21 protein-coding genes and 1 pseudogene are annotated in these 20,992 nt (G+C 69.4%); 16 read left to right on the forward strand and 6 right to left on the reverse strand.

Going from position 1 to position 20,992, the window contains the following annotated elements:
- The first annotated feature begins 35 nt into the window (after window positions 1–35).
- The 4 genes and pseudogenes from Mth01_RS20695 to Mth01_RS20710 all read left to right on the forward strand — a co-directional run bounded on the left by Mth01_RS20695 (window position 36) and on the right by Mth01_RS20710 (window position 1,803).
- Window positions 36–548: an RNA polymerase sigma factor gene (locus Mth01_RS20695; protein ID WP_204017558.1), complete on the forward strand. Its 513-nt coding sequence runs from the start codon at window positions 36–38 to the stop codon at window positions 546–548.
- Window positions 545–1,456: a hypothetical protein gene (locus Mth01_RS20700; RefSeq protein ID WP_204017559.1), complete on the forward strand. Its 912-nt coding sequence runs from the start codon at window positions 545–547 to the stop codon at window positions 1,454–1,456. Before Mth01_RS20695 ends, Mth01_RS20700 begins: the two co-directional genes overlap by 4 nt.
- A gap of 33 nt (window positions 1,457–1,489) precedes the next feature.
- Window positions 1,490–1,651: pseudogene (locus tag Mth01_RS30445) on the forward strand (hypothetical protein); the annotation flags it as partial.
- On the forward strand, window positions 1,609–1,803 hold the full coding sequence (locus Mth01_RS20710) for a hypothetical protein (RefSeq protein ID WP_204017561.1): 195 nt from the start codon (window positions 1,609–1,611) through the stop codon (window positions 1,801–1,803). The pseudogene Mth01_RS30445 and the gene Mth01_RS20710, both read left to right, overlap by 43 nt.
- Window positions 1,804–1,998: 195 nt before the next feature.
- Here the strand turns inward: Mth01_RS20710 and Mth01_RS20720 are convergent, their stop codons facing one another.
- From Mth01_RS20720 to Mth01_RS20740, 5 genes are all read right to left on the reverse strand, one after another.
- On the reverse strand, window positions 1,999–2,439 hold the full coding sequence (locus Mth01_RS20720; RefSeq protein ID WP_204017562.1) for a hypothetical protein: 441 nt from the start codon (window positions 2,437–2,439) through the stop codon (window positions 1,999–2,001).
- Window positions 2,436–2,948, reverse strand: a complete 513-nt coding sequence (locus Mth01_RS20725) for a helix-turn-helix domain-containing protein (RefSeq protein ID WP_204017563.1) — start codon at window positions 2,946–2,948, stop codon at window positions 2,436–2,438. The genes Mth01_RS20720 and Mth01_RS20725 overlap by 4 nt, the downstream gene beginning before the upstream one ends.
- Complete coding sequence (locus Mth01_RS20730) at window positions 2,945–3,295, reverse strand: hypothetical protein (RefSeq protein ID WP_204017564.1); 351 nt, start codon at window positions 3,293–3,295, stop codon at window positions 2,945–2,947. The genes Mth01_RS20725 and Mth01_RS20730 overlap by 4 nt, the downstream gene beginning before the upstream one ends.
- Before the next feature lie 226 nt (window positions 3,296–3,521).
- Window positions 3,522–4,778 (reverse strand): adenylyl-sulfate kinase, encoded by a 1,257-nt coding sequence (cysC, locus tag Mth01_RS20735; RefSeq protein WP_204017565.1) that lies wholly within the window; start codon window positions 4,776–4,778, stop codon window positions 3,522–3,524.
- Between the two features lie 71 nt (window positions 4,779–4,849).
- Window positions 4,850–5,608: a class I SAM-dependent methyltransferase gene (locus tag Mth01_RS20740; RefSeq protein WP_204017566.1), complete on the reverse strand. Its 759-nt coding sequence runs from the start codon at window positions 5,606–5,608 to the stop codon at window positions 4,850–4,852.
- A 174-nt stretch (window positions 5,609–5,782) separates the two neighbouring features.
- Here Mth01_RS20740 and mfd point away from each other — a divergent pair, with 174 nt between their 5' ends.
- From mfd to Mth01_RS20795, 11 genes are all read left to right on the forward strand, one after another.
- The gene (gene mfd / locus Mth01_RS20745; protein WP_204017567.1) at window positions 5,783–9,280 is read left to right on the forward strand and encodes a transcription-repair coupling factor; all 3,498 of its coding nucleotides are present in this window, start codon (window positions 5,783–5,785) and stop codon (window positions 9,278–9,280) included.
- Window positions 9,281–9,352: 72 nt separating this feature from the next.
- The gene (locus Mth01_RS20750) at window positions 9,353–10,003 is read left to right on the forward strand and encodes a SurA N-terminal domain-containing protein (protein WP_204017568.1); all 651 of its coding nucleotides are present in this window, start codon (window positions 9,353–9,355) and stop codon (window positions 10,001–10,003) included.
- A gap of 21 nt (window positions 10,004–10,024) precedes the next feature.
- On the forward strand, window positions 10,025–11,095 hold the full coding sequence (gene mazG, locus Mth01_RS20755; protein WP_204017569.1) for a nucleoside triphosphate pyrophosphohydrolase: 1,071 nt from the start codon (window positions 10,025–10,027) through the stop codon (window positions 11,093–11,095).
- A gap of 81 nt (window positions 11,096–11,176) precedes the next feature.
- Window positions 11,177–12,457 (forward strand): phosphopyruvate hydratase, encoded by a 1,281-nt coding sequence (eno, locus tag Mth01_RS20760; protein ID WP_204017570.1) that lies wholly within the window; start codon window positions 11,177–11,179, stop codon window positions 12,455–12,457.
- A 25-nt stretch (window positions 12,458–12,482) separates the two neighbouring features.
- Window positions 12,483–12,902 (forward strand): FtsB family cell division protein, encoded by a 420-nt coding sequence (locus tag Mth01_RS20765; RefSeq protein WP_239089859.1) that lies wholly within the window; start codon window positions 12,483–12,485, stop codon window positions 12,900–12,902.
- Window positions 12,903–12,920: 18 nt separating this feature from the next.
- Window positions 12,921–13,445, forward strand: a complete 525-nt coding sequence (locus Mth01_RS20770; protein WP_204017571.1) for a DUF501 domain-containing protein — start codon at window positions 12,921–12,923, stop codon at window positions 13,443–13,445.
- On the forward strand, window positions 13,442–14,428 hold the full coding sequence (locus tag Mth01_RS20775; RefSeq protein ID WP_204017572.1) for a Ppx/GppA phosphatase family protein: 987 nt from the start codon (window positions 13,442–13,444) through the stop codon (window positions 14,426–14,428). The genes Mth01_RS20770 and Mth01_RS20775 overlap by 4 nt, the downstream gene beginning before the upstream one ends.
- A 69-nt stretch (window positions 14,429–14,497) precedes the next feature.
- Window positions 14,498–14,824, forward strand: a complete 327-nt coding sequence (locus Mth01_RS20780) for a PadR family transcriptional regulator (protein ID WP_204017573.1) — start codon at window positions 14,498–14,500, stop codon at window positions 14,822–14,824.
- Entirely contained in the window at window positions 14,824–15,870 is a 1,047-nt protein-coding gene (locus tag Mth01_RS20785; protein ID WP_407695964.1) for an HAAS signaling domain-containing protein, read from the forward strand. The genes Mth01_RS20780 and Mth01_RS20785 overlap by 1 nt, the downstream gene beginning before the upstream one ends.
- A gap of 61 nt (window positions 15,871–15,931) precedes the next feature.
- Window positions 15,932–16,684: an ArsR/SmtB family transcription factor gene (locus tag Mth01_RS20790; RefSeq protein WP_204017575.1), complete on the forward strand. Its 753-nt coding sequence runs from the start codon at window positions 15,932–15,934 to the stop codon at window positions 16,682–16,684.
- 32 nt (window positions 16,685–16,716) lie between these two features.
- Window positions 16,717–17,655 carry a DMT family transporter gene (locus tag Mth01_RS20795; RefSeq protein ID WP_204017576.1) on the forward strand — a complete coding sequence of 313 codons (939 nt, stop codon included), beginning with the start codon at window positions 16,717–16,719 and terminating at the stop codon, window positions 17,653–17,655.
- A 262-nt stretch (window positions 17,656–17,917) separates the two neighbouring features.
- Here the strand turns inward: Mth01_RS20795 and Mth01_RS20800 are convergent, their stop codons facing one another.
- Window positions 17,918–18,901, reverse strand: coding sequence for an NAD-dependent epimerase/dehydratase family protein (locus tag Mth01_RS20800; protein WP_204017577.1), 984 nt, complete (start codon window positions 18,899–18,901; stop codon window positions 17,918–17,920).
- Window positions 18,902–19,257: 356 nt separating this feature from the next.
- Between Mth01_RS20800 and metG the strand changes: the two genes are divergently transcribed.
- Window positions 19,258–20,982: a methionine--tRNA ligase gene (gene metG, locus Mth01_RS20805; RefSeq protein ID WP_204017578.1), complete on the forward strand. Its 1,725-nt coding sequence runs from the start codon at window positions 19,258–19,260 to the stop codon at window positions 20,980–20,982.
- Window positions 20,983–20,992 lie beyond the last annotated feature (10 nt).

Here is a 20,992-nt window from a genome sequence, read left to right on the forward strand (position 1 = left end):
CCTGGGTGTCCGGCACCTTTCGATGAGGAGACCCCGTGTCACAGCGAGATCGCTTCGAAGCGATCTATGACGCCTGCTACCCGGCGATACATCAGTACGCCGCCCGCCGTACCGGCTCGCCTGATGACACCGCCGACGTCATCGCCGAGACGTTCCTCACCGCCTGGCGGCGCGTCGACGACGTGCCCGAGGGCGAGAAGGCGCTGCTCTGGCTGTACGGCGTGGCCCGCCGCGTGCTGGCCAATCAGCGGCGCGGCGCCGTACGCAGGGCGGCGCTCGCCGAGCGGCTGCGCGCGGAGCTGGCGGCCGAGCGCCCGGTGACGCCGGTGGAACTTGAGCATGTGCGCGCGGCCTTCGACGAACTGCCCGAGCGTGATCGCGAGGTGCTGGCCCTGGCCTGCTGGGAGGGCCTGACCAGTGAGCAGATCGCGGAGGTCGTGGGAGGTACGGCGATCGCCGCCCGAACCCGGCTGCACCGTGCGCGCAGACGCCTGGCGGCGACGTTGGAGCGGCGGCATTTCCCGGAAATCGCGATGGGGGAAGCATGAACGGCGGCATGAACGACATCGACAACCTGGTGCGGGCCATCGACCTAGCGCCAAACGCGCCGGCGCAGGGGCCCGGCGCGCGCGAGCTCCGCGACGCGATCATGGCGACCCCGGTCCAGAGCGGTCGGCTGTCCCGGCTGTCCAGGAGGCCGGGGCGTGTCCGTCGGCCCGTGCTGATCTCGGCGGTCACCGCCGCCGTGGCGGCGGCGGCCGCGATCGGCATCGGTGTCCTGCCGGGCGGTCCGGCCACCCAGTACGCCAACGCGGCTGTGTCGATCAAGAAGACCGAAGACCATTTCAGCGTCACCATCACCGATCCCGCCGCCGACCACCGGCGCTTCGAGGAGGCGTTCCGCGCGGTCGGGCTGGACGTCGTCGTGAAGGTCGTCCCGGTGGCGCCGGCCGAGGTGGGCAGCCTGATCGGCCCGATCGCGCCAAAGGGCTTCAAATGGCACGGCAGCATCGGGGTGCAGCGGGTGACCCCGTGCGCCTCGGCGTTCTGCGGCAAGGTCTGGATGCCCGCCGATTTCCCCGGCCAGGTCGTGTTCGGGGTCGGCCGCCCCGCCGAGCCGGGCGAACCGTACGCACAGGATCCCGCCTTCGACCCTTCCGGAGCGGAGGCGCTGGACGGCTACACGGCGCATGGCAAGCGGGTCGCGACCGTACGCGCCGAGGCGGGGCGGCGCGGGCTGAAGGTCGGCTACCGCCTGCTCTGGACCCGCCCCGACGGAAGCTTCTTCGACGAGCCCGTCCCGGGCAGCCGCGTCAAGGACGACTGGATCGTCGAATGGTCCCGCCATCGCAGCTCCGACACCGTCGATCTCTTCGTGGTCCCCGGCCCCGGCTCCGGTCCGGCACCCGACCCGCAGGAGATCGCCACTCCTCAGTGGTACGACCTCCCCGACTGAGCGGGTTCCTGGGATGATGCCACTCAGGGCTCGGGCAAGAGCCTCACCATGACCTTCCTGGTGCGCAAGCTGCGCGCCACGCCCGCCCTGGCCGACACGAAGGTCGTGGTGGTCACCGACCGGACCAGCTCCAGGGGCAGCTCAGCGAGACCATGGAGCTCAGCGGCGAGCACGTGGAGGTGGCCGAGCAGTTGATCGCCGCCAAGGCCAAGAACATCCTGCGGCACTACGTCGAGAAGATCCTGCCCGAGGGCTTCAAGGCCCAGGTGGTCGCCGCCGACCGGAAGGCGACCGTACGCGGCGTCACGATCACGGCGCGGAGTTCTGGCGGCTGGTCGAGCGGGTGATGCCAGGCTACCCGGACTCCCGGGAACGGCTGCGGCGGCTCGGCCCCGACCTCTGGCTCCCCTGAACTCGGACAGGGCGGCCCACAAAGGTGAGGCCGAAGGCTCCGAAAGCCGCGGATGGCTGCTAGCTCTTCAGCCAGCCGAGTTGATCGTAGTCTGGCAGAGCGCGGCGCGTTCCGGCAGCCGCCAAGCTTGTCAGAGAAGATCGCTGGGCCGAAGCATGGGCAATTGATACGCGTCCGCGCCCAGACGGGACAGGATCGCCGTTACCCCCTCACGCACGAATGGGTAGGCAGCGGGCCATGCGAAGGAGTCCCCGAAGGCCTTCAACCGTTCGTGATCACCACCGACCCAGTTCTCCGCGTTGGCATTGCGCGGGACATACGTCACGACAAGCGACAGAGACAGTTGGACCAAGGGGTCGTTCTCGTCAACGTCGACGAGGCTGCCGTCAAGGTCGAACTTGTAGGAGAGCGCTTGTTCGGTGAGCGCGAAACCGGCTGCCACCGAGAGCTGGAGGTTGCTGCCTCGCCCAGGTTTGAGTCGTTGGCCGGAAAACGCGACCGCGCTGACATCTTGGAGCTCCACCAGCTCGGCGAGGGCAAGCGAATCCCGGGTGGACATGCTGTCGTTCACGTCGTGAACATCCTTTTGCCCAAAGGTGTGAAGCTGTTGGCAGCCGGCAGCGTGGTTACCTCAGCCTCGACGCGGAAGGATTCAGTTCGGCCGGTGGCGGCCCAACGGACCAGGACGGGACGGTCATCGCCCTCGTTCGTGACGAACACTCCAGACGTGGTCGGTTGAGGACGCCGGATCCGCCAATCTTCGAAGGCAGGCCGTACTGCTCGCTGTTCGAGCGCCGCCTGCCGGGGTTCACCGGCGCGGACAAGACGAAGATCGGCTTCGAAACCCATCGCGTGCAGGTACTCGGCAAGGGTGTTGGTGCGAATGTTGCCGTCCCCACGAAAGACCTGGTTCGCGGCTGAACGACGAACACCCAACTCTCGGGCCACGTCGCTCTGTGTCATTCGGGATGCGAGTTGTGCCTGGTGGAGGAGGGCGAGGACTTCGTGACGCAGACGAGCCGCCGCCACCGCCCGGGCCCCCTTCAGCGTGGCGGTGACGCGTTCGTAGAGACTTCTCATGGCGACAGATCCTCCTTCCGCACCCAGATCGCTTCCCGTATGTACTTGGGTGGCGTCTTCCAACTCTTCTTTAAAAACCCGCTGGTGAGCCGTACCGCTCCCGTGGGGGACCGGGGAACATCGAAGAAGGGGAGCCGTACGTCTCCCGCCTTGATTTCCTTGATGCCGTCCTCAAGATCGTTGAGTTCCCTCGGAACCGGCAGGCTTCCCGTCAGGGCAAAGCGTTCGAAGCGGACGACAATGTCTGCGAGCCGGGTGAGGTTCTTACGGCTGCGAGTGCTTTCAAGCTCGGTGATGAAAGCATCCGCCCTGCACTCGCCTGCGGTGGTTCTTGCTGCCTCGATCATCTTGGCCGGACCCCGCTCGTAGTAGATGCGACCGCAGTCCGGGCACGATCGCCGGTGTACAGTCAAAACTGTACCTCCCCAGGTAGCGATCGCCTCACACTCTCGAAGGCCGCCATCCTGACACGACATGCTGCTCCGAAGCAGGGAAATCCAGAAACGATTGGATCATTCCATTACGGGCAGGCGTTCCAGATGAAAGACGACACCCAGGCCGGCGGGCAGACGGTCAGCGGATCCAGCCGCCGGAGGTGAGGGTGCCGAGCACGGTGCTCACGGCGTGCTCGACGCTCATGCCGGTGGTGTCGATGACGAGGTCGGCGTCGTCGGGCTCCTCGTACGGGTCGCTGATCCCGGTGAACTCCGGGATCAGCCCGGCCCGGGCCTTGGCGTACAGGCCCTTCCGGTCGCGGCGCTCGCACTCCTCCAGCGGGGTGGCCACGTGGACGAGCAGGAAGTCGGCGCCCACCTCCTCGGCCATGGCGCGGACCTCCTGCCTGGTCGCGGCGTACGGGGCGATCGGGGCGCAGACGGCCAGGCCGCCGTGCCGCGCGACCTCGGCCGCCACGAAGCCGATCCGCCGGATGTTGCGGTCGCGGTCCTCGCGGGAGAACGTCAGCCCGGCCGACAGCATCCGCCGGACCACGTCGCCGTCCAGGTAGGTGACGGTCCGCCCGCCGCGCTCCAGCAGCACGTCGCGCAGGCCCCTGGCGATGGTCGACTTGCCCGAGCCGGACAGTCCGGTGAAGAACACCACGAGCCCGCGGCGGTGCGGCGGGCCGGGGATCGCGACCGGCGCCGGCCCCGCGTAGTGCTCGGTCGCGCCGTAGTTGCGCGCCACGTGCTCGCGCAGCTCCAGGTCGATCTCGGCGTCCTCGCGCGGCGCGAGCGGTACGGCGACCACCGTCGAGCCGGGCAGCCGCTCGGCCGCCTTGAGCGCGGCGCGCACCACCGCCGGGCCGCCCTCACCGAAGACGAGGGGCAGCAACACGATCGCGGCTTCCAGCTCCTCGGCGGTGGCCGCCACGTCCTCCAGCGCCGTGCCGTCCAGCGGCCCGCGCATGGTCACCGCCAGGATCTCCCCCTCGGGCAGTTCCTTGCGGACCTCCTCGGGGGTACGGCGCAGCCGGGCGAACGGGCCGTACGCCGGCGTGTCCAGCGCCTCCACCGGACCTGCCACGTGATATCCGTGCCCGTGCCCGTCCCCGTCTCCGGACAGTTCCCGGACGGTCAGTACGGCCACCGCGGCGCCCTCGGGGTCCCGTAGCGTGATCCGGTCGCCGAGCCGGATGGCTTCGGGCTGGATCTCCCGCGGGAGGGCGAGCGCGATGGGATCGGGCCAGGCGCCGCCGTCGGGCAACTGGCCGTGCTCGGTGACCTCGGACGCCTCGGCGGCGGTAAGAAACCCCGTCAGCGGAGCGAAGGCGCCGGAGAGCAGCAGCTCCAGGTCGGCCAGCTCCCGGGCGTCGGGAATCCACTCAATCATGCTGTTCTTCCTGGCCGCGTCGTTCCGGTAGATAGATTGGTAACGCACTTTACCTGGAACGAGGTCAGCGGCTAGATGAGCCGGGCGAAGTGGTTCTGGGGGCGGCGGATCACCATGGTGATCTCGTCCTCGGTCCCGTTGAGCCGGCCGCGCGACAACGCGGCCACCGCCCGGCAGACCGCGCCGACCAGCCCGGGGTGCGGCCCCTGCCGCGCCGGGCCGCTCACCGCCGAGTAATCCTCTGCGATCATGAGTCCCCGGGTCAGGCAGAACGCCTGCACGCCCTCGCGCGATGTCAGCGGCTCGTACACCGCCGGGAGCGGCCCCACGGATTCGGCCGGGGACAGCCCGCGCCACAGCATCCGCCGCAGCCATCGCGGGGCGGCACGGTCACACAGCCGGGCGCAGAAGCCGTACGCCGACCGCCGGTCCCGCATCTTGAGCAGCAGCAGGCCGCCGGGCCGCAGTGCGGCGACCAGCCGGTCGAGGACCACCTCCGCGTTGCGGACGCGCTCCAGCAGGAAGGACACGTAGACCACGTCGAACGTGCGGGGCCGGAGCGGCACCAGGCGCAGGTCGCCCAGGTGCACCTCGTCCAGGTCCTTGCGATCGACGGCATGGGCCCGCAGCGGGGGCAGATCCTCGTCCACCCCGCAGATCCGGGGCTCGTGCCGCCCGACGTCCAGGACGCCGTCCCGGCCGCATCCCGCGATGAGGATGTCGAGCCGCCGGCCCAGCTGGTCGGTCCACTGCTCGCGGATCCGCTGGCTGAACACGTCGTCCTGATCCACGAACGGGTCCACGGACGACCATCGAACCTGAGAAGACATGACACCGAGAGTAATCATGCTTGTACGATCAGCGGTGGATTCGCCTCGTCAAGATTTGGACGGCACGCGCGGGCGGTGCCCGTACAGGCGTAGCCTGGATAACCTGATAATCCCCCGGTCCGATCTCGGCTCGGGGTTGTTTCGCTTGCCGTCGTGGGGCTGCAGAAGGCATAGATGTCTCTTTCCGGACTGCTCGACCTTGTCTCCGCCGAACCGAAGCTCGCCGCCGCGCTGGAGGACTCCGGAGGGCCGGGGGATGCCGGCGCCGAACTGGTCGCGCCGCCCGCGCTGCGGCCGTTCGCCGTCGCCGCGCTCGCTCGCGTACGGCCCGTGCTGGCCGTCACCGCCACCGGGCGCGAGGCCGAAGACCTGGCCGCCGCGCTGACCAGCCTCATCGACGAGGCATCCGTGGCGATCTTCCCGGCGTGGGAGACGCTGCCGCATGAACGACTCTCCCCGCGCAGCGACACCGTGGGCCAGCGCCTCGCCGTACTACGTCGTCTGGCGCACCCGGTGCAGGGGGATCCGAACGCCGGCCCGCTGCGGGTCGTCGTGGCGCCGGTCCGCTCGCTGCTGCAGCCGATCGTGTCGGGCCTGGGGGAGTTGGAGCCGGTACGGCTGCGCGCCGGTGACGACGCCGACCTGGACGACGTGGTCACGAGGCTGGTCGAGAACGGCTACCACCGCGTGGACATGGTGGAGAAGCGCGGCGAGGTCGCCGTACGCGGCGGCCTGCTCGACGTGTTCCCGCCCACCGAGGAGCACCCGCTGCGGCTGGAGTTCTGGGGGGACTCGGTCGAGGAGATCCGCTGGTTCAAGGTGGCCGACCAGCGTTCGCTGGAGATCGCCCAGGATGGCCTCTTCGCCGCTCCCTGCCGTGAGCTCCTGCTCACCGACGACGTACGGCGGCGCGCCCGTGACCTGGGGGACGAGCACCCGGCGTTGAAGGACGTCCTGGACCAGCTCGCCGACGGCGTGCCGGTCGAGGGCATGGAGGCGCTGGCGCCGGTGCTGGCCGGGTCGATGGACCTGCTCGTCGATCATCTGCCGGTGCGGTCGGCGGTCTTCGTCTGCGACCCCGAGCGCATCCGGACCCGGGCCGTGGAGCTCGTGCGGACCAGCCAGGAGTTCATGGAGGCGTCCTGGGTCACCGCGGCGGCCGGCGGCGAGGCGCCGATCGACCTGCGGGCGGCCGCCTTCCGGACGCTGGAGGAGGTCCGCGACCACGCCCGTGAGATCGGCCGGCCGTGGTGGACGATCGCGCCGTTCGGTGAGGGCGCCGAGATGGACGCCCACGACGTGGAGGCCTACCGCGGCGACACGCAGCGGGCGCTGGCCGACATCAAGGGCTGGCTGGGCACGGGCAAGGCCGTCGTCCTGCTCAGTGAGGGCCATGGCCCGGCCGAGCGCATGGTCGAGCTGCTCAGGGGCGTGGACGTGCCGGCCACGCTCGTGCCCGCGCTCGACGGACGGCCGGACCGTGACGTGGTGCGGGTCACCACGGGCCGCATCGACCACGGCTTCGTCACCCCGGACGTGGCGGTGATCACGCACCTCGACCTCGTCGGACAGAAGGCGTCGACCAAGGACATGCGGCGACTGCCGTCGCGGCGGCGCAACATGGTCGACCCGCTCCAGCTCAAGATCGGCGACCATGTCGTACACGAGCAGCACGGGGTCGGCCGGTACGTCGAGATGGTGCAGCGCACGATCCATGGCGCGACCCGCGAGTACCTCGTGATCGAGTACGCCAGGGGCGACCGCCTCTACGTGCCGACCGACCAGCTCGACGAGGTCACCCGGTACGTCGGGGGAGAGGCGCCGACCCTCAACCGGATGGGCGGCGCCGACTGGGCCAAGGCCAAGACCAAGGCCAGGAAGGCGGTCAGGGAGATCGCCGGTGAGCTGATCAGGCTCTACTCGGCCAGGATGGCCTCGCCGGGTCACCCGTTCGGCGTGGACACGCCCTGGCAGCGGGAGATGGAGGACGCCTTCCCCTACGCCGAGACGAACGACCAGCTCGAGGCCATCGAGGAGGTCAAGCGCGACATGGAGCGGCCGACTCCGATGGACCGGCTGATCTGCGGCGACGTCGGGTACGGCAAGACCGAGATCGCGGTGCGCGCCGCCTTCAAGGCGGTGCAGGACGGCAAGCAGGTCGCGGTGCTGGTGCCGACGACGCTGCTCGTGCAGCAGCACCTGTCCACGTTCGGCGAGCGGTTCGCGAGCTTCCCCGTCACGGTCAAGCCGATCTCCCGGTTCCAGAGCGACAGAGAGGTGAAGCAGACGCTCGAGGGCCTCAGGGCGGGCGGCGTCGACGTCGTGGTCGGCACCCACCGGCTGCTGTCGCCGGAGGTCGCGTTCAAGGACCTCGGCCTGATCATCGTGGACGAGGAGCAGCGGTTCGGCGTCGAGCACAAGGAGGCCATGAAGCACCTGCGCACGCAGGTGGACGTGCTCGCCATGTCGGCCACGCCGATCCCGCGCACGCTGGAGATGGGCCTCACCGGCATCCGGGAGATGTCCACGATCCTCACCCCGCCCGAGGAGCGGCATCCGATCCTCACGTTCGTCGGACCGTACGACGAGAAGCAGATCGCGGCGGCGATCCGGCGCGAGCTGATGCGCGACGGGCAGACGTTCTTCGTCCACAACCGGGTGCGCAGCATCGACAGGGTCGCGGCGCGGCTGCACGAGCTGGTTCCCGAGGCGCGGATCGCGGTCGCGCACGGCCAGATGAACGAGACCCAACTCGAAAAGATCATGGTGGACTTCTGGGAGCGCGACTTCGACGTGCTCGTCTGCACCACGATCGTGGAGTCCGGTCTCGACGTGCCGAACGCCAACACGCTGATCGTCGACCGGGCCGACAACTACGGCCTGTCGCAGCTGCACCAGCTGCGCGGCCGGGTCGGCCGGGGCCGCGAGCGCGGGTACGCGTACTTCCTCTACCCGCCGGAGGCGCCGCTGACCGAGACCGCGCACGAGCGGCTCGCGACGATCGCCCAGCACACCGAGATGGGCGCGGGCATGTACGTCGCGATGAAGGACCTGGAGATCCGCGGCGCCGGCAACATCCTCGGGGCCGAGCAGTCCGGTCACATCGCGGGTGTCGGCTTCGACCTGTACGTCCGGATGATGGCGGAAGCCGTACAGGAGCAGAAGTCCAAGCTCGCCGGTGTGGAGCAGGTGGAGGAGCGGCCGGAGGTCAGGGCCGAGCTGCCGATCAACGCGCACGTGCCGCACGGGTACGTGACGTCGGAGCGGCTGCGGCTGGAGGCCTACAAGCGGATCGCCGCGATCGGCACCGAGGCCGACCTGACCGCGGTGCGCGACGAGCTGACCGACCGGTACGGCAGGCCGCCGCAGGAGGTGGAGAACCTGCTGGAGGTGGCGCGCTTCCGGATGAAGGCCCGGGAGGCCGGGCTGACGGACGTCACCATCCAGGGGCAGCAGATCAGGTTCGCCCCGGTGTCGCTGAAAGATTCACAGCAGGTGCGGTTGCAGCGGCTTTATCCCAAGTCGCTCCTGAAACAGGCGACCGGCATCCTGCTGGTGCCGGTGCCGCGTACCAAGCCGATCGGCGGACAGCCGCTGCGCGACCTCGACCTGCTCAAATGGTGCGAGGACCTGGTCGAGGCCATGTTCCTGGAGCCGATGCGGGTACAGTGACCGCGGTCGTTCGCAATCTCCGCGATGTCCCAGAAATCGGCATCAGCCGGGTGTTATCGGAAGGATCAGAACGTGAAGTCGTACCGTGTGCGCGTCGCGGCCGCGGTCGTGGTCGCGGCGGTCGCCGCCGGCCCGCTGAGCGCTTGCGCCCCCGTGCAGGCCGGTGCCGCGGCGATCGTCGGCAAGGAACGTGTCAGCTCCAGCGAGCTTGACGCCGCGGTCCGGTCCATTCATGAGGATGCGGCCGCAAACGGCCTGGACGGAGCGGACAAGCAGCGCGCCACTCCGCCGCTGCCCGGGCCGCGTCAGGTCCTGACCACGATGGCCACCACCAGGCAGTTGATCGAGTTCGGCCGTCAGAAGGGCATCAACGTCACCGATCGGGAGATCGACGACATGCTGATCGGCGTCGAGACCCAGGCCAAGCAGCAGGGCATGACGGTCAACCAGATGCTGCTGCTGAACGGCATCCCGCTGTCGGAGGGCCGGACGGTCGTCCGCGCTCTGCTCACCCAGCAGAAGCTGGGGTCGCGGATGGCCGGTGCCGCGGCCGACCCGCAGACCGCGGCGGAGAAGCTCGGCAAGGAGGTCGAGGCGGCGGTGCCGATCAAGTTCAGCCCGCGTTACGGCAAGTTCGACCCCCAGCAGGGGATCTTCCTCGCCGACGACCGCTTCGGCGCCGTCCAGTCCGCCGCCCCCGCCGCGGCCGTCCCCCAGGACTGACCTGCTGGTTAGGGTGGGGACATGCCGTTGATCGTGGTGACGACCTCGCCCCGGGTGCCGCCGGGGCTGCTCACGCCCGCGGCCTGGAAGGCGCTCAGCGACGGGCGGGTGCTGACCGGCTGCGCCGATCACCCCTATCTGCCCTACCTCGCCGAGGCGGGCACAAAGGTCGAGGTGATCGCCCTGGCCTCGGATTCGGCTGCGGATTCGGCTGCGGATTCGGCTGTGGTTTCGGCTCCGGCGGACATCGCGCGCCGGAGCCGTACGGAGAAGCTCGTCTGGCTGGCCGCGCAGGACGGCGACGAGGCGTTCATGCGCGCCGTCGGCCACGCCGCCCTCGCTCTGGACGACCCGCCGGTCATCGAGGTCGTACCCGGCTCCTACGACCTGCCGGGGGCGAGACTGCTCGATCTCGTCCAGGTCATGGACCGCCTCAGAAGTGAGTGTCCCTGGGACCGTGGACAGACCCACGAGTCGCTGGTGCCGTACCTCGTGGAGGAGGCCTACGAGGTGCTCGACACCATCGACCAGGGTGATTACGGGGCACTCCAGGAGGAACTCGGCGACCTGCTGCTCCAGATCGTCTTCCACGCCCGGATCGCCCAGGAGAGAACGGGCACAGAAAGGTCGGTGCAGGATGGCGACGGGTTCGACATCGACGACGTCGCCACCGGGATCGTGGACAAGCTGATCCGCCGCCATCCCCACGTGTTCGCCGACGTAAGGGTGTCCGGCGCCGCCGAGGTCAGTGACAACTGGGAGGCGATCAAGGCGGCCGAGCGTGCCGCCAAGGGCGAGACGGAGTCGGCGCTCAGCGGCGTGCCGATGGCCCAGCCCGCGCTCTCCCTCGCCGCCCAGCTGCTGCGCCGGGCCGGCCGCGCCGGAGCGCCCGACGAGCTCGCCGACGAGCTTGGCGACGAGCTTGGCGACGAGCATGGCGACGGCCTGCCCACGAACACCGGCGCGCGGCTCTTCCAGCTGGTACGGCAGGCGCAGGCGGCGGGGGTCGACCCGGAGGCCGAGCTGAGGGCGGCCGCCAGGGAATACCGCCGCCGGGTGGAGGAATGGGAGCGCGAACGAAGCCCGCAGTGATCGGGGTGCCTTCGCCGTACTGAGTAGTAGAGACCGATAGGCTCGGTGGGCAAACCGTCCGCGATATTGCTAGGAGCGTTCGTGGCTGCCATCGAGGCCGTTACCGCCCGCGAGATCCTCGACTCCCGGGGCAACCCCACGGTCGAGGTCGAGGTCCTGCTGGACGACTACAGCACGGGCCGCGCCGCCGTTCCGAGCGGCGCCTCCACCGGCCAGTTCGAGGCTGTGGAACTTCGCGACGGGGACAAGAGGCGTTACCTCGGCAAGGGCGTCGAGAAGGCCGTCCTCGGCGTCACCGACGAGATCGCCGAAGAGATCATCGGCCTCGACGCCGAGGAGCAGCGCCTCATCGACCAGACGATGATCGACCTGGACGGCACGCCCAACAAGGCCCGCATCGGCGCGAACGCGATCCTCGGGGTCTCCCTCGCCGTCGCCAAGGCCGCCGCCGACAGCGCCGACCTGCCGCTGTTCCGCTACGTCGGCGGGGCGAACGCGCACCTGCTGCCGGTTCCGATGATGAACATCCTGAACGGCGGCGCGCACGCCGACACCAACGTGGACATCCAGGAGTTCATGATCGCCCCGATCGGCGCCGAGACGTTCGCCGAGGCGCTGCGGATGGGCACCGAGACCTACCACACGCTGAAGGGCGTGCTCAAGGAGAAGGGGTACGCCACCGGCCTGGGCGACGAGGGCGGCTTCGCGCCGAACCTGCCGTCCAACCGCGACGCGCTCGACCTGATCATGGTGGCGATCGAGAAGGCCGGTTTCACCCCGGGCGAGGACATCGCGCTCGCGCTCGACGTCGCGGCCAGCGAGTTCCACTCCGAGGGCGTCTACACGATCGACGGCAAGGGGCTGTCGGCCGCCGAGCTGATCGCGTTCTACGAGGACCTGGTCCGCTCCTACCCGCTGGTCTCCATCGAGGACCCGCTGAACGAGGAGGACTGGGAGGGCTGGAAGGCCATCACCGCCGCACTCGGCGCCAGGGTCCAGCTCGTGGGCGACGACCTGTTCGTCACCAACCCCGAGCGGCTGGAGCGCGGCATCCGCGACGGCGCCGCCAACGCGCTGCTGGTCAAGGTGAACCAGATCGGCACGCTGTCGGAGACCCTCGACGCGGTCGACCTGGCGCACCGCAGCGGCTACCGCTGCATGATGAGCCACCGCTCCGGCGAGACCGAGGACACCACGATCGCCGACCTCGCCGTCGCGACCAACTGCGGGCAGATCAAGACGGGCGCTCCGGCCCGGTCCGACCGGGTGGCCAAGTACAACCAGCTCCTGCGCATCGAGGAGCTGCTCGACGACGCCGCCCGCTTCGCCGGCCGTTCCGCGTTCCCCCGCTTCCAGGGATAACGAGCCGGAAGGTGGCTGATCGGCGTTGGCGAAACGACCACAGCTGAAACGGCCGCAGCTGACCGGGCGGGCGGCGATCCTCGCGGTCGTCGTCTGCGCCAACGCCATGAGCCTCGCCTACCCGGCGCGGGAGGTCATCGCCCAGCGGCGGGAGATCGCCCGGCTAGAGGAGGAGCAGACGCAGGCCCTCCACAGGCTGCGCACGCTGGAGGAACGGCGCAAGCAGCGCGAGGACCCGGAGTACGTCAAGCAGATGCTCAAGGAGCGGCTGCACTACTGTGAGCCGGGCGCGAAGTGCTACGTCGTGCTCGACCAGAAGCCGGCCGGGTCCGCTCCCCGGGGCGGCGGCAAGAAGCCGGAGCCGCCCGCGTGGTACGTCACGCTGTGGCAGTCCGTCGAGGCCGCGGACCAGGGCCGCGACAGCGTTCCGGCGAGCCGGAACTAGAAACCAGGGAGTTCGACGGTGGTGGATCGGGCCGACCTGGCGGCGGTGCGGGCGCAGCTCGGGCGGCCGCCGCGCGGGGTGCGGGCGGTGGCGCACCGGTGCCCCTGCGGGCTTCCCGACGTGCTGGAGACCGCGCCCCGGCTGCCCGACGGCACGCCGTTTCCGACGCTGTTCTATCTGACCTGTCCGAAGGCGGCGTCGGCCATCGGCACGCTGGAGGCCTCGGGGCTGATGCGGCGGATGCAGGACCGGCTCGCCGAGGAGCCCGAGCTGGCCGCCGCCTACCTTGCGGCGCATGAGGACTACCTCGCCCGCCGGGACGGCGCCGCCGAAGAGGAGGGCGTGGAGCCGCTGCCCCGGGGCACGCAGACCGCCGGGGGCATGCCGGACCGCGTCAAGTGCCTCCACGCGCTGGTCGCGCACGAGCTCGCGGTGCCCGGCGCCAACCCGTTCGGTCGGGAGGCGCTCGACGCCCTGCCCGAGTGGTGGGCCGACGGTCCGTGCGTCGCCCCGGACCCGGGCAGCGAAGAGGAGGACTCATGACGCGGGTCGCGGCCATCGACTGCGGGACGAACTCGGTCCGGCTTCTCATCGCGGATATTTCGGGTGAGCGGCTCACCGATGTCGAACGGCGGATGGAGATCGTACGGCTCGGCCAGGATGTGGACCGGACCGGACGGCTCGCGCCGGAGGCGCTGGAGCGCACGTTCGCCGCGATGCGCGGCTACGCCAAGCTGATCAGGGAGCACGCCGTGCCGGGCGATGAGCCTGCTCGAACGCCGGTGGGGATGCCCGTACGCGTGGTCGCCACCTCGGCGACCCGTGACGCCGCGAACCGGGCCGACTTCGTGTCGGGGGTCCGCGAGATCTTCGGCGTCGAACCCGAAGTCGTCACCGGGGCGGAGGAGGCCGGGCTGTCGTTCACCGGCGCCACCCGCGGTCTGGCCGCCGAGGGAGCCGGAGAGGCCGCGGAGGGGCCGTACCTGGTGGTGGACATCGGCGGCGGTTCGACGGAGTTCGTCGTCGGCACAGTCGCAGGGACGGCCGAGGGCGTCGTCACGGGCGCCATGTCCGTCGACATCGGTTGCGTCCGGCTGACCGAACGGCATCTCACGTCGGCGGGCGACCCGCCGAGCCGCGAGGCCGTACAGGCCGCGATCACGGACATCGAGGCGGCCATGGACCGGGTGGAGGCCGCGGTCCCGGTACGGAACGCCCGTACGCTGGTCGGCCTGGCCGGCTCGGTCACCACGGTCGCGGGCATCGCGCTCGGCCTGCCCGCGTACGACCCGGCGCGGATCCACCACTCCCGCATTCCCGCCGAGCGGGTCCACGAGGTGAGCGGTCGGCTGCTGCGGATGACCCATGAGGAGCGGGCGGCCATCCCGGTCATGCACCCCGGCCGGGTCGACGTCATCGGCGCCGGTGCGCTCATCCTGGGCCGCATCGTCGGCCGGTACGGCTTCCGCGAGGTGGTCGTCAGCGAGCACGACATCCTCGACGGCATCGCCTGGTCCCTCGTCTGACCTCACCGTCTTCTCCTCTCAGGGGGGAGATCTTGCCACTATTGCGCATTGCGCAGTAGTGTGCGATGCGTGGACAGCACTCAGCTCCTCAAAGGCGTCCTCGACCTCGCCGTGCTCGCGGTGCTCGCCGAGCGTGACGGTTACGGCTACGACGTCGTGCGCCGCCTGCGTGAGGCCGGGCTGGAGGACGTCGGCGACGCCTCCGTGTACGGAACGCTCCGCAGGCTCTTCCGGGCCGGTGCGCTCACCTCCTACGTGGTCGCCTCCGACGAGGGACCGCACCGCAAGTACTACGGCCTCAACGACGTGGGCCGGTCGCTCCTCGACTCCTCGGCCAAGACATGGCGGTCGTTCTCCAACATCATGAACGACCTGCTCAAGGAGGTCCCTTCGTGATGAATTCCCCGATGACCCCCAAGGCGTACGCCGATGCCGTGCGCGAGGCCCTCGCCGACCTGCCGGCGAAGGACCGGGAGGCTCTGCTGGAAGACCTCGACGATCACCTCGCGGAGGTCGCGGCCGAGCACGGGCTGCCCCTGGAAGAACGTCTGGGCTCTCCCGAGGCGTACGCCGCGGAGCTGCGGGCGGCCTACGGGGGGCGGGCCCGGGATGAGAGCCCGTCCATCGCCCGTCGGGTAGGCAGGCGGGTGACCGCTAAAGCGAGCGGGGTCCACGGCCGAATGCTCCGGCTGCCGCCCTATCGGCAGGCGGCGGCGTTCGCACCGGAGCTGCGCCCGGCCTGGTGGGTGCTGCGCGGTTACGCGATCGCCATAGGCGTGCTGGCCCAGTTTCCCACCCCTGGATATCTGCCCGACGATCTGGCGGAGTGGGTGTTCACACTCGCCGTCATCTGGGCTTCGGTGTGGTTGGGCCGGTCCACTCGTACGGCGGCGGCGCCGACCTGGGGCCGGCTGCTGCTGCTCGGGGGGAACGCGCTGGCCGTGTTCCTGGTGCTCATCGCGCTGGCGGACGCCCGGCGGCCGTCGTATGTCGCCATCGACAGCGGCCCGCGTCCAGCCGGGAACGTGTGGGTGGAGAACACCGCCACGTTCGGCGACGGCGACGTGTACAACATCTTCCCGTATGCCGAGGACGGCACGCCGCTGCGGAACGTGCGGCTCTACGACCAGGACGGCCGACCGATCACCACGCTCGACCCGGAGATGTACGACCAGCGGCTCGCGATCCCCTGTGGCGGCGAACCGCCGATCCGCAATGCCTATCCTCTGCCGCTCACACCGATCACGGAGGACGACAGAGGCATGCCGGAGTCCGCCGATTGCGTCCCGTCTGCCGAGATGCCCACGCCGACGCCCGTACCGTCGCCCGCCGCCACCGCGGAGGGGGCACCCAGCGCGTCCCCCTCACCGACTCCCGAGCCGACTCCTGAGCCTACTGCCGAGCCGACGCCGTCGCCGAGCCCCGGCAAGAGCCGTCGCTGACGACCGGCCCGGTGGACGACGTTCGGTCGTGGCCGAAGTGGGTGTGACGCATGCTGGGAGCATGGCTCGTACAGAAGGTCCAGTCGGCGGGGCTCGTGCGCAGCGCGTGGGGGCCCGTCTCGCCGCGATGGCCGCCCTGCTCGCCGACGAAACCCGGGCGGCGTTCTGCCTCGCGCTTCTCGACGGCCGCGCGTGGACGGCGAGCGAGCTCGCGCGGCATGCTGGCGTGGCCGCCTCCACCACCAGCGAACACCTCGGCAGACTCGTCGAGGGCGGGCTGCTCGCCGAGGAACGGCAGGGCCGTCACCGTTACGTACGGCTGGCGGATCCGGAGATCGCCCACCTCATCGAGGACCTCGCCGGGCATGCCGTACCGGCCGGGACCGGGCCCGCGGAGGGCGGACCGCGCACGCTCCGTGCCGCGAGCGCGAGCAACGCCCTCGCGCGCGGGCGCACCTGCTATGACCATCTCGCCGGGCGGCTCGGCATCTCCATCACCGAGGCGATGACCGAACGCGGGCTGCTGCGGCAGGACACCGGGTTCGCGCTCACCGACGAGGGGCTGCGCTGGTTCGGCGAGCAGGGCATGGCCCTGACAGGGCAGCGGACGCGGCGTCCTCTCGTACGCGGCTGCCTGGACTGGACCGAGCGCAGGCCACATCTGGCGGGAACGGCCGGGGCCTTGCTGTGCCGCCACGCGTTCGACGCGGGATGGTGTGTACGAATAGGTTCCGGCCGGGCGGTGAAGGTGACGCCCGGCGGTGAACGGGCACTGGCGGAACTCCTGGGCATCAGCCCGGAAACGCTTCGCTGAACACCGAAACGATCGCGGCTTAGCTTCGCCGCATGGAAATCTCATCGCGTCGGCGGGCGGCCCGGCCCGCCGCGGCGGCCGCGGGCGTCACGGTCGTGCTTTGGGCCTCGGCCTTCGTCTCCATCCGCAGCGCCGGTGCGGCCTACTCGCCGGGTGCCCTGGCGCTGGGACGGCTCCTCGCCGGGACCCTGGTGCTGGGAGTGATCAGCCTTGTCCGCCGTACCGGATGGCCCGCGCGGGCTGCCTGGCCGGGCATCGTCATCTCGGGGGTTCTGTGGTTCGGCGGATACATGGTCGCGCTCAACTGGGGCGAGCGCGAGGTCGACGCGGGCACGGCCGCGTTGGTCGTCAACATCGGGCCGATCCTCATCGCGTCGCTGAGCGGCAGGCTGCTGGGGGAGGGCCTGACGCGTGCACTTCTCGCGGGGATGGCGGTGTCCTTCATCGGCGCGGTGGTCGTGGGGGCCTCGATGTCCGGGGCCGGTCACGCGTCCGTGCTCGGCGTTCTGCTGTGCCTGCTGGCGGCGGTGTCCTACGCCGGGGGCGTGGTCGCCCAGAAGCCGGCGCTCGGACATGCCGGGGCGCTACAGGTCACCACGTTCGGCTGCGCCGTCGGGGCCGTGGCCTGCCTGCCCTTCACCGGCGTCCTCGTGTCGGAGGCCTCACGAGCCCCGCTCTCAGCAACGCTCAACATGCTCTACCTGGGTGTCTTCCCAACCGCTCTCGCGTTCACCACCTGGGCCTTCGCCCTGGCCCGCACCACGGCCGGCCGCCTTGGCGCGACCACCTACGTGGTGCCCGCGCTGGTCGTGGTCATGTCATGGCTGCTGCTCGACGAGGTGCCCGGCCCGCTCACGCTGGTAGGCGGCGCCCTGTGCCTGGCCGGCGTGGCCGTCTCCCGCCGCGGTTCCCGTCCCGCCGAATCTCCCCATCCTCGTGAGCTCAAGGTTCCTCGCAGTTTTCGCCCCTGAGCAGGTGTCCGCGATCCGATGGTCGGCCGTGCACGTTTGTCAGTAGGAGCCGTGCAAATTTGTCAGTAGCCTCGTCCGCGACTTGTCATCGTTGAGGGGATGCGGAACGTAGACGCCGCTGCCGTTCGGCGACCGGCTCACCTCCATCCCGATCTCCTATCTCTGGGAGGCCGGGTGAGTACGTCTATGGAGGGCGAACCGATCGCCGCAGGCGTGGCCGGTCCCCGCAGTCCCGGGTCGGCGGTTCGGTCACGGCGACCTGTCACGATGTGATCGAACCGCCGGCTGCGCCGTTCATGCCGACCAGTCGACGATAGGCCGAGGTGCGGAACCAGTCGACTGTTGCCGATATGCCTTGCCCCACCGGTACCGGTGTCACTGTCGGGAAGAGCGTTCGCAGGCGCGTGCTGTCGGCCTGAGAGTGGGGGATATCACCGATGCGATTGGGCGTGTGCTCCCGGCGAGCGGGGCACCCGGTTGCGGCCTCGATCTCCGGAATCAGGTTCAGCAGGGACATACGCGTCCCGAAAGCCAGGTTCACCGGGCAGGGCTCGACCACCCGGCGCAGGAGGGCGTCTGCGAGGACGTGACAGACGGTGCCCACGTACGTGAAGTCTCGTGTCTGGCTACCGTCACCATGCACGATGACCGGCCGGCCGGCGAGTGTGGCGCTGATCCACTTCGGGATGACGGCGGCATAGAGGTGGTCGGCGCGTTGGCAGGGGCCGTAGACGTTGAAGAGGCGGAAGGGCAGGACCGGTAGGTCGAAGCTGTGGTGGTACGCACGTAGATACGCCTCGGTAGCGAGCTTGGTGACCGCGTAAGGGCTCATTGGGGCGATAGTGAGATCTTCGTGCTTGGGTAGGTGGGAGTTCGCGCCGTAAACAGAGGACGAGGAGGCGGCGATCACGTGCAGGTTGCCGGCTCGGCGGGCGGCTTCGAGGACCTGGAGGGTCCCCGTCGCGTTGGCGTGGTGGCTCGTCAGAGGATCCTTTACCGAGCGCGGTACGGAGGGCAGGGCGGCCAGGTGGACGATGGCGTCCGCGCCACGAAATGCCAGGTCCAGAAGAGCGGAGTCCTGGACGTCGCCCTTGAAGAAGTGGACGTCGAGGTCAGTGAGGTTCTCCTTGTGGCCGGTGGAGAGGTTGTCAATCACCCGAACGTGGGTGATCCCGGGGCTTTCGATCAACGTCCGGGCGAGATTACTGCCGATGAATCCGGCACCGCCGGTGATCACGATCTTCACGTGCTTTCCCTTCAGAGAGAATCGGCGTGTGCCCCGACGAGTCGGCGGCAATCGAGGGTGTACGAGGCGCGTGCGGTGATCACAGGGTGGTCGAAGGTGTCGTGGTCGGTCCGAGATCCGCTTGGCTGCCCGTCTCGGACGGCCGAGCGCCCTATGTGCTCTGCGCGGGTCGGGCGCAAATCACCGGGAAGACCGAACCCCCGGTTCGATAGGATGGTTACGGCTTGTAGACCCGACCCGTCACCATGCGTGACGTGGCAATGCGGTCTAAGTGATCGCATCGACTGCAGTTTCCCGACTTGGGTTCGCCGTGGGACCGTCACCGGCGCCGTACGTATGAAATGGAGCATCCGAGGATGGCTCGACACCTGGTCACCAGCGCGCTTCCCTACATCAACGGGATCAAGCACCTGGGCAACATGGTCGGGTCGATGCTTCCGGCGGATGTTTACTCCCGGTACCTTCGCCAGCGCGGTCACGACGTCCTCTACATCTGTGCCACGGACGAGCACGGCACGCCGGCCGAACTGGCCGCCCAAGAGGCCGGGCTCCCTGTCGACCAGTTCTGTACGCAGGCGCATGACGCACAGAGGGCTGTGTACGACGGGTTCGAGCTGGCCTTCGACTACTTCGGGCGCAGCTCCTCGCAGCAGAACATGGAGATCACTCAGCACTTCGCACGCAAGCTCAACGAGAACGGCTTCATCGAGGAGCGTGCGATCCGCCAGGTGTACTCGCCGGCTGACGGCCGCTTCCTGCCAGACCGGTATGTCGAGGGCACGTGCCCGCACTGCGGCTATGACAAGGCCCGTGGCGACCAGTGCGAGAACTGCACCCGTGTTCTTGATCCGACCGATCTGATCGGCCCGCGCTCGGCGATCAGCGGCTCCACGGAGCTGGAGGTCCGCGAGACCAAGCACCTCTTCCTGCTGCAGTCCAAGCTTCAGCACGAGGTCGAAGAGTGGATCGATGCGGTCAGTGCGGAGTGGCCGCAGCTGTCGTCGTCGATCGCCCGCAAGTGGCTGACCGAGGGCCTGCACGACCGGGCGATCACCCGGGACCTCGACTGGGGCGTTCCCGTCCCGGCCGACACCTGGCCGGAGCTCGCAGCCGAGGGAAAGGTCTTCTACGTCTGGTTCGACGCCCCGATCGAGTACATCGGCGCGACGAAGGAATGGGCTGACGTCGCACCGGACGGCGAGAGCCGTGACTGGAAGTCGTGGTGGTACGAGGCCGACGACGATGTCCGCTACACCCAGTTCATGGCGAAGGACAACGTCCCCTTCCACACGGTGATGTTTCCCGCCACCGAACTCGGCCTGCGTGAGCCGTGGAAGAAGGTCGACTTCGTCAAGGGCTTCAACTGGCTCACCTACTACGGCGGCAAGTTCTCCACTTCCCAGAAGCGTGGCGTCTTCACGGACGCCGCGCTGGAGGTCCTGCCTGGCGACTATTGGCGCTACTTCTTGATTGCCAGCGCCCCCGAGTCCGATGACTCGTCCTTCACGTGGGAGCACTTCACCGCCACGGTCAACAAGGACCTGGCCGACACCCTTGGCAACTTCGTCAACCGCGTTCTGTCCTTCTCCCGCAAGCGGTTCGGCGACGAGGTCCCGGCTGGTCACGCCGCTGGCGAGGCGGAGGCGAAGCTGGGCGAGGAGATCGCACGGCTGCTTGCCGAGTACGAGGAGCAGATGGAGGCCCTCCAGTTCCGCAAGGCCGCGGCCGCGCTGCGCGCCCTGTGGTCTGCGGGCAACTCCTATCTGGAAGAGAAGGCACCCTGGCTGGAGATCAAGACCGACCCGGACGCCGCCGCGCTGACCCTGCGCACCGCCATGAACCTGATCCACCTGTACGCGATCGTCTCCGAACCGCTCATCCCGGCCTCGGCCGCCGCCATGCGCGGTGCTTTCGCGCTGGCCGGTGACACCGCGACCTGGGTGACCTCCGAGCAGGTCAAGGCTCTGGATATCGTCCCGGCGGGGACCGCGTTCACCGTCCCGCCCGTACTCTTTTTGAAGATCACGGAGGAGGACCTGGAGTCCTACCGCGCCCGCTTCGGTGGTGCCGGGAACGCCTGACGTCGCCGTC

Source organism: Sphaerimonospora thailandensis (assembly GCF_016863115.1).
Classification (GTDB): Bacteria; Actinomycetota; Actinomycetes; order Streptosporangiales; family Streptosporangiaceae; genus Sphaerimonospora; species Sphaerimonospora cavernae.

Coding starts and splice junctions, on each gene's coding strand:
- mazG (WP_204017569.1), top strand. CDS start 10,025: ATGCCGTTGATCGTGGTGACGACCTCGCCCCGGGTGCCGCCGGGGCTG.
- Mth01_RS20775 (WP_204017572.1), top strand. CDS start 13,442: ATGACGCGGGTCGCGGCCATCGACTGCGGGACGAACTCGGTCCGGCTT.
- metG (WP_204017578.1), top strand. CDS start 19,258: ATGGCTCGACACCTGGTCACCAGCGCGCTTCCCTACATCAACGGGATC.
- Mth01_RS20700 (WP_204017559.1), top strand. CDS start 545: ATGAACGGCGGCATGAACGACATCGACAACCTGGTGCGGGCCATCGAC.
- Mth01_RS20725 (WP_204017563.1), bottom strand. CDS start 2,948: ATGAGAAGTCTCTACGAACGCGTCACCGCCACGCTGAAGGGGGCCCGG.
- Mth01_RS20790 (WP_204017575.1), top strand. CDS start 15,932: ATGGCTCGTACAGAAGGTCCAGTCGGCGGGGCTCGTGCGCAGCGCGTG.
- Mth01_RS20740 (WP_204017566.1), bottom strand. CDS start 5,608: ATGTCTTCTCAGGTTCGATGGTCGTCCGTGGACCCGTTCGTGGATCAG.
- cysC (WP_204017565.1), bottom strand. CDS start 4,778: ATGATTGAGTGGATTCCCGACGCCCGGGAGCTGGCCGACCTGGAGCTG.
- Mth01_RS20795 (WP_204017576.1), top strand. CDS start 16,717: ATGGAAATCTCATCGCGTCGGCGGGCGGCCCGGCCCGCCGCGGCGGCC.
- Mth01_RS20710 (WP_204017561.1), top strand. CDS start 1,609: ATGGAGCTCAGCGGCGAGCACGTGGAGGTGGCCGAGCAGTTGATCGCC.
- mfd (WP_204017567.1), top strand. CDS start 5,783: ATGTCTCTTTCCGGACTGCTCGACCTTGTCTCCGCCGAACCGAAGCTC.
- Mth01_RS20785 (WP_407695964.1), top strand. CDS start 14,824: ATGAATTCCCCGATGACCCCCAAGGCGTACGCCGATGCCGTGCGCGAG.
- Mth01_RS20730 (WP_204017564.1), bottom strand. CDS start 3,295: ATGATCGAGGCAGCAAGAACCACCGCAGGCGAGTGCAGGGCGGATGCT.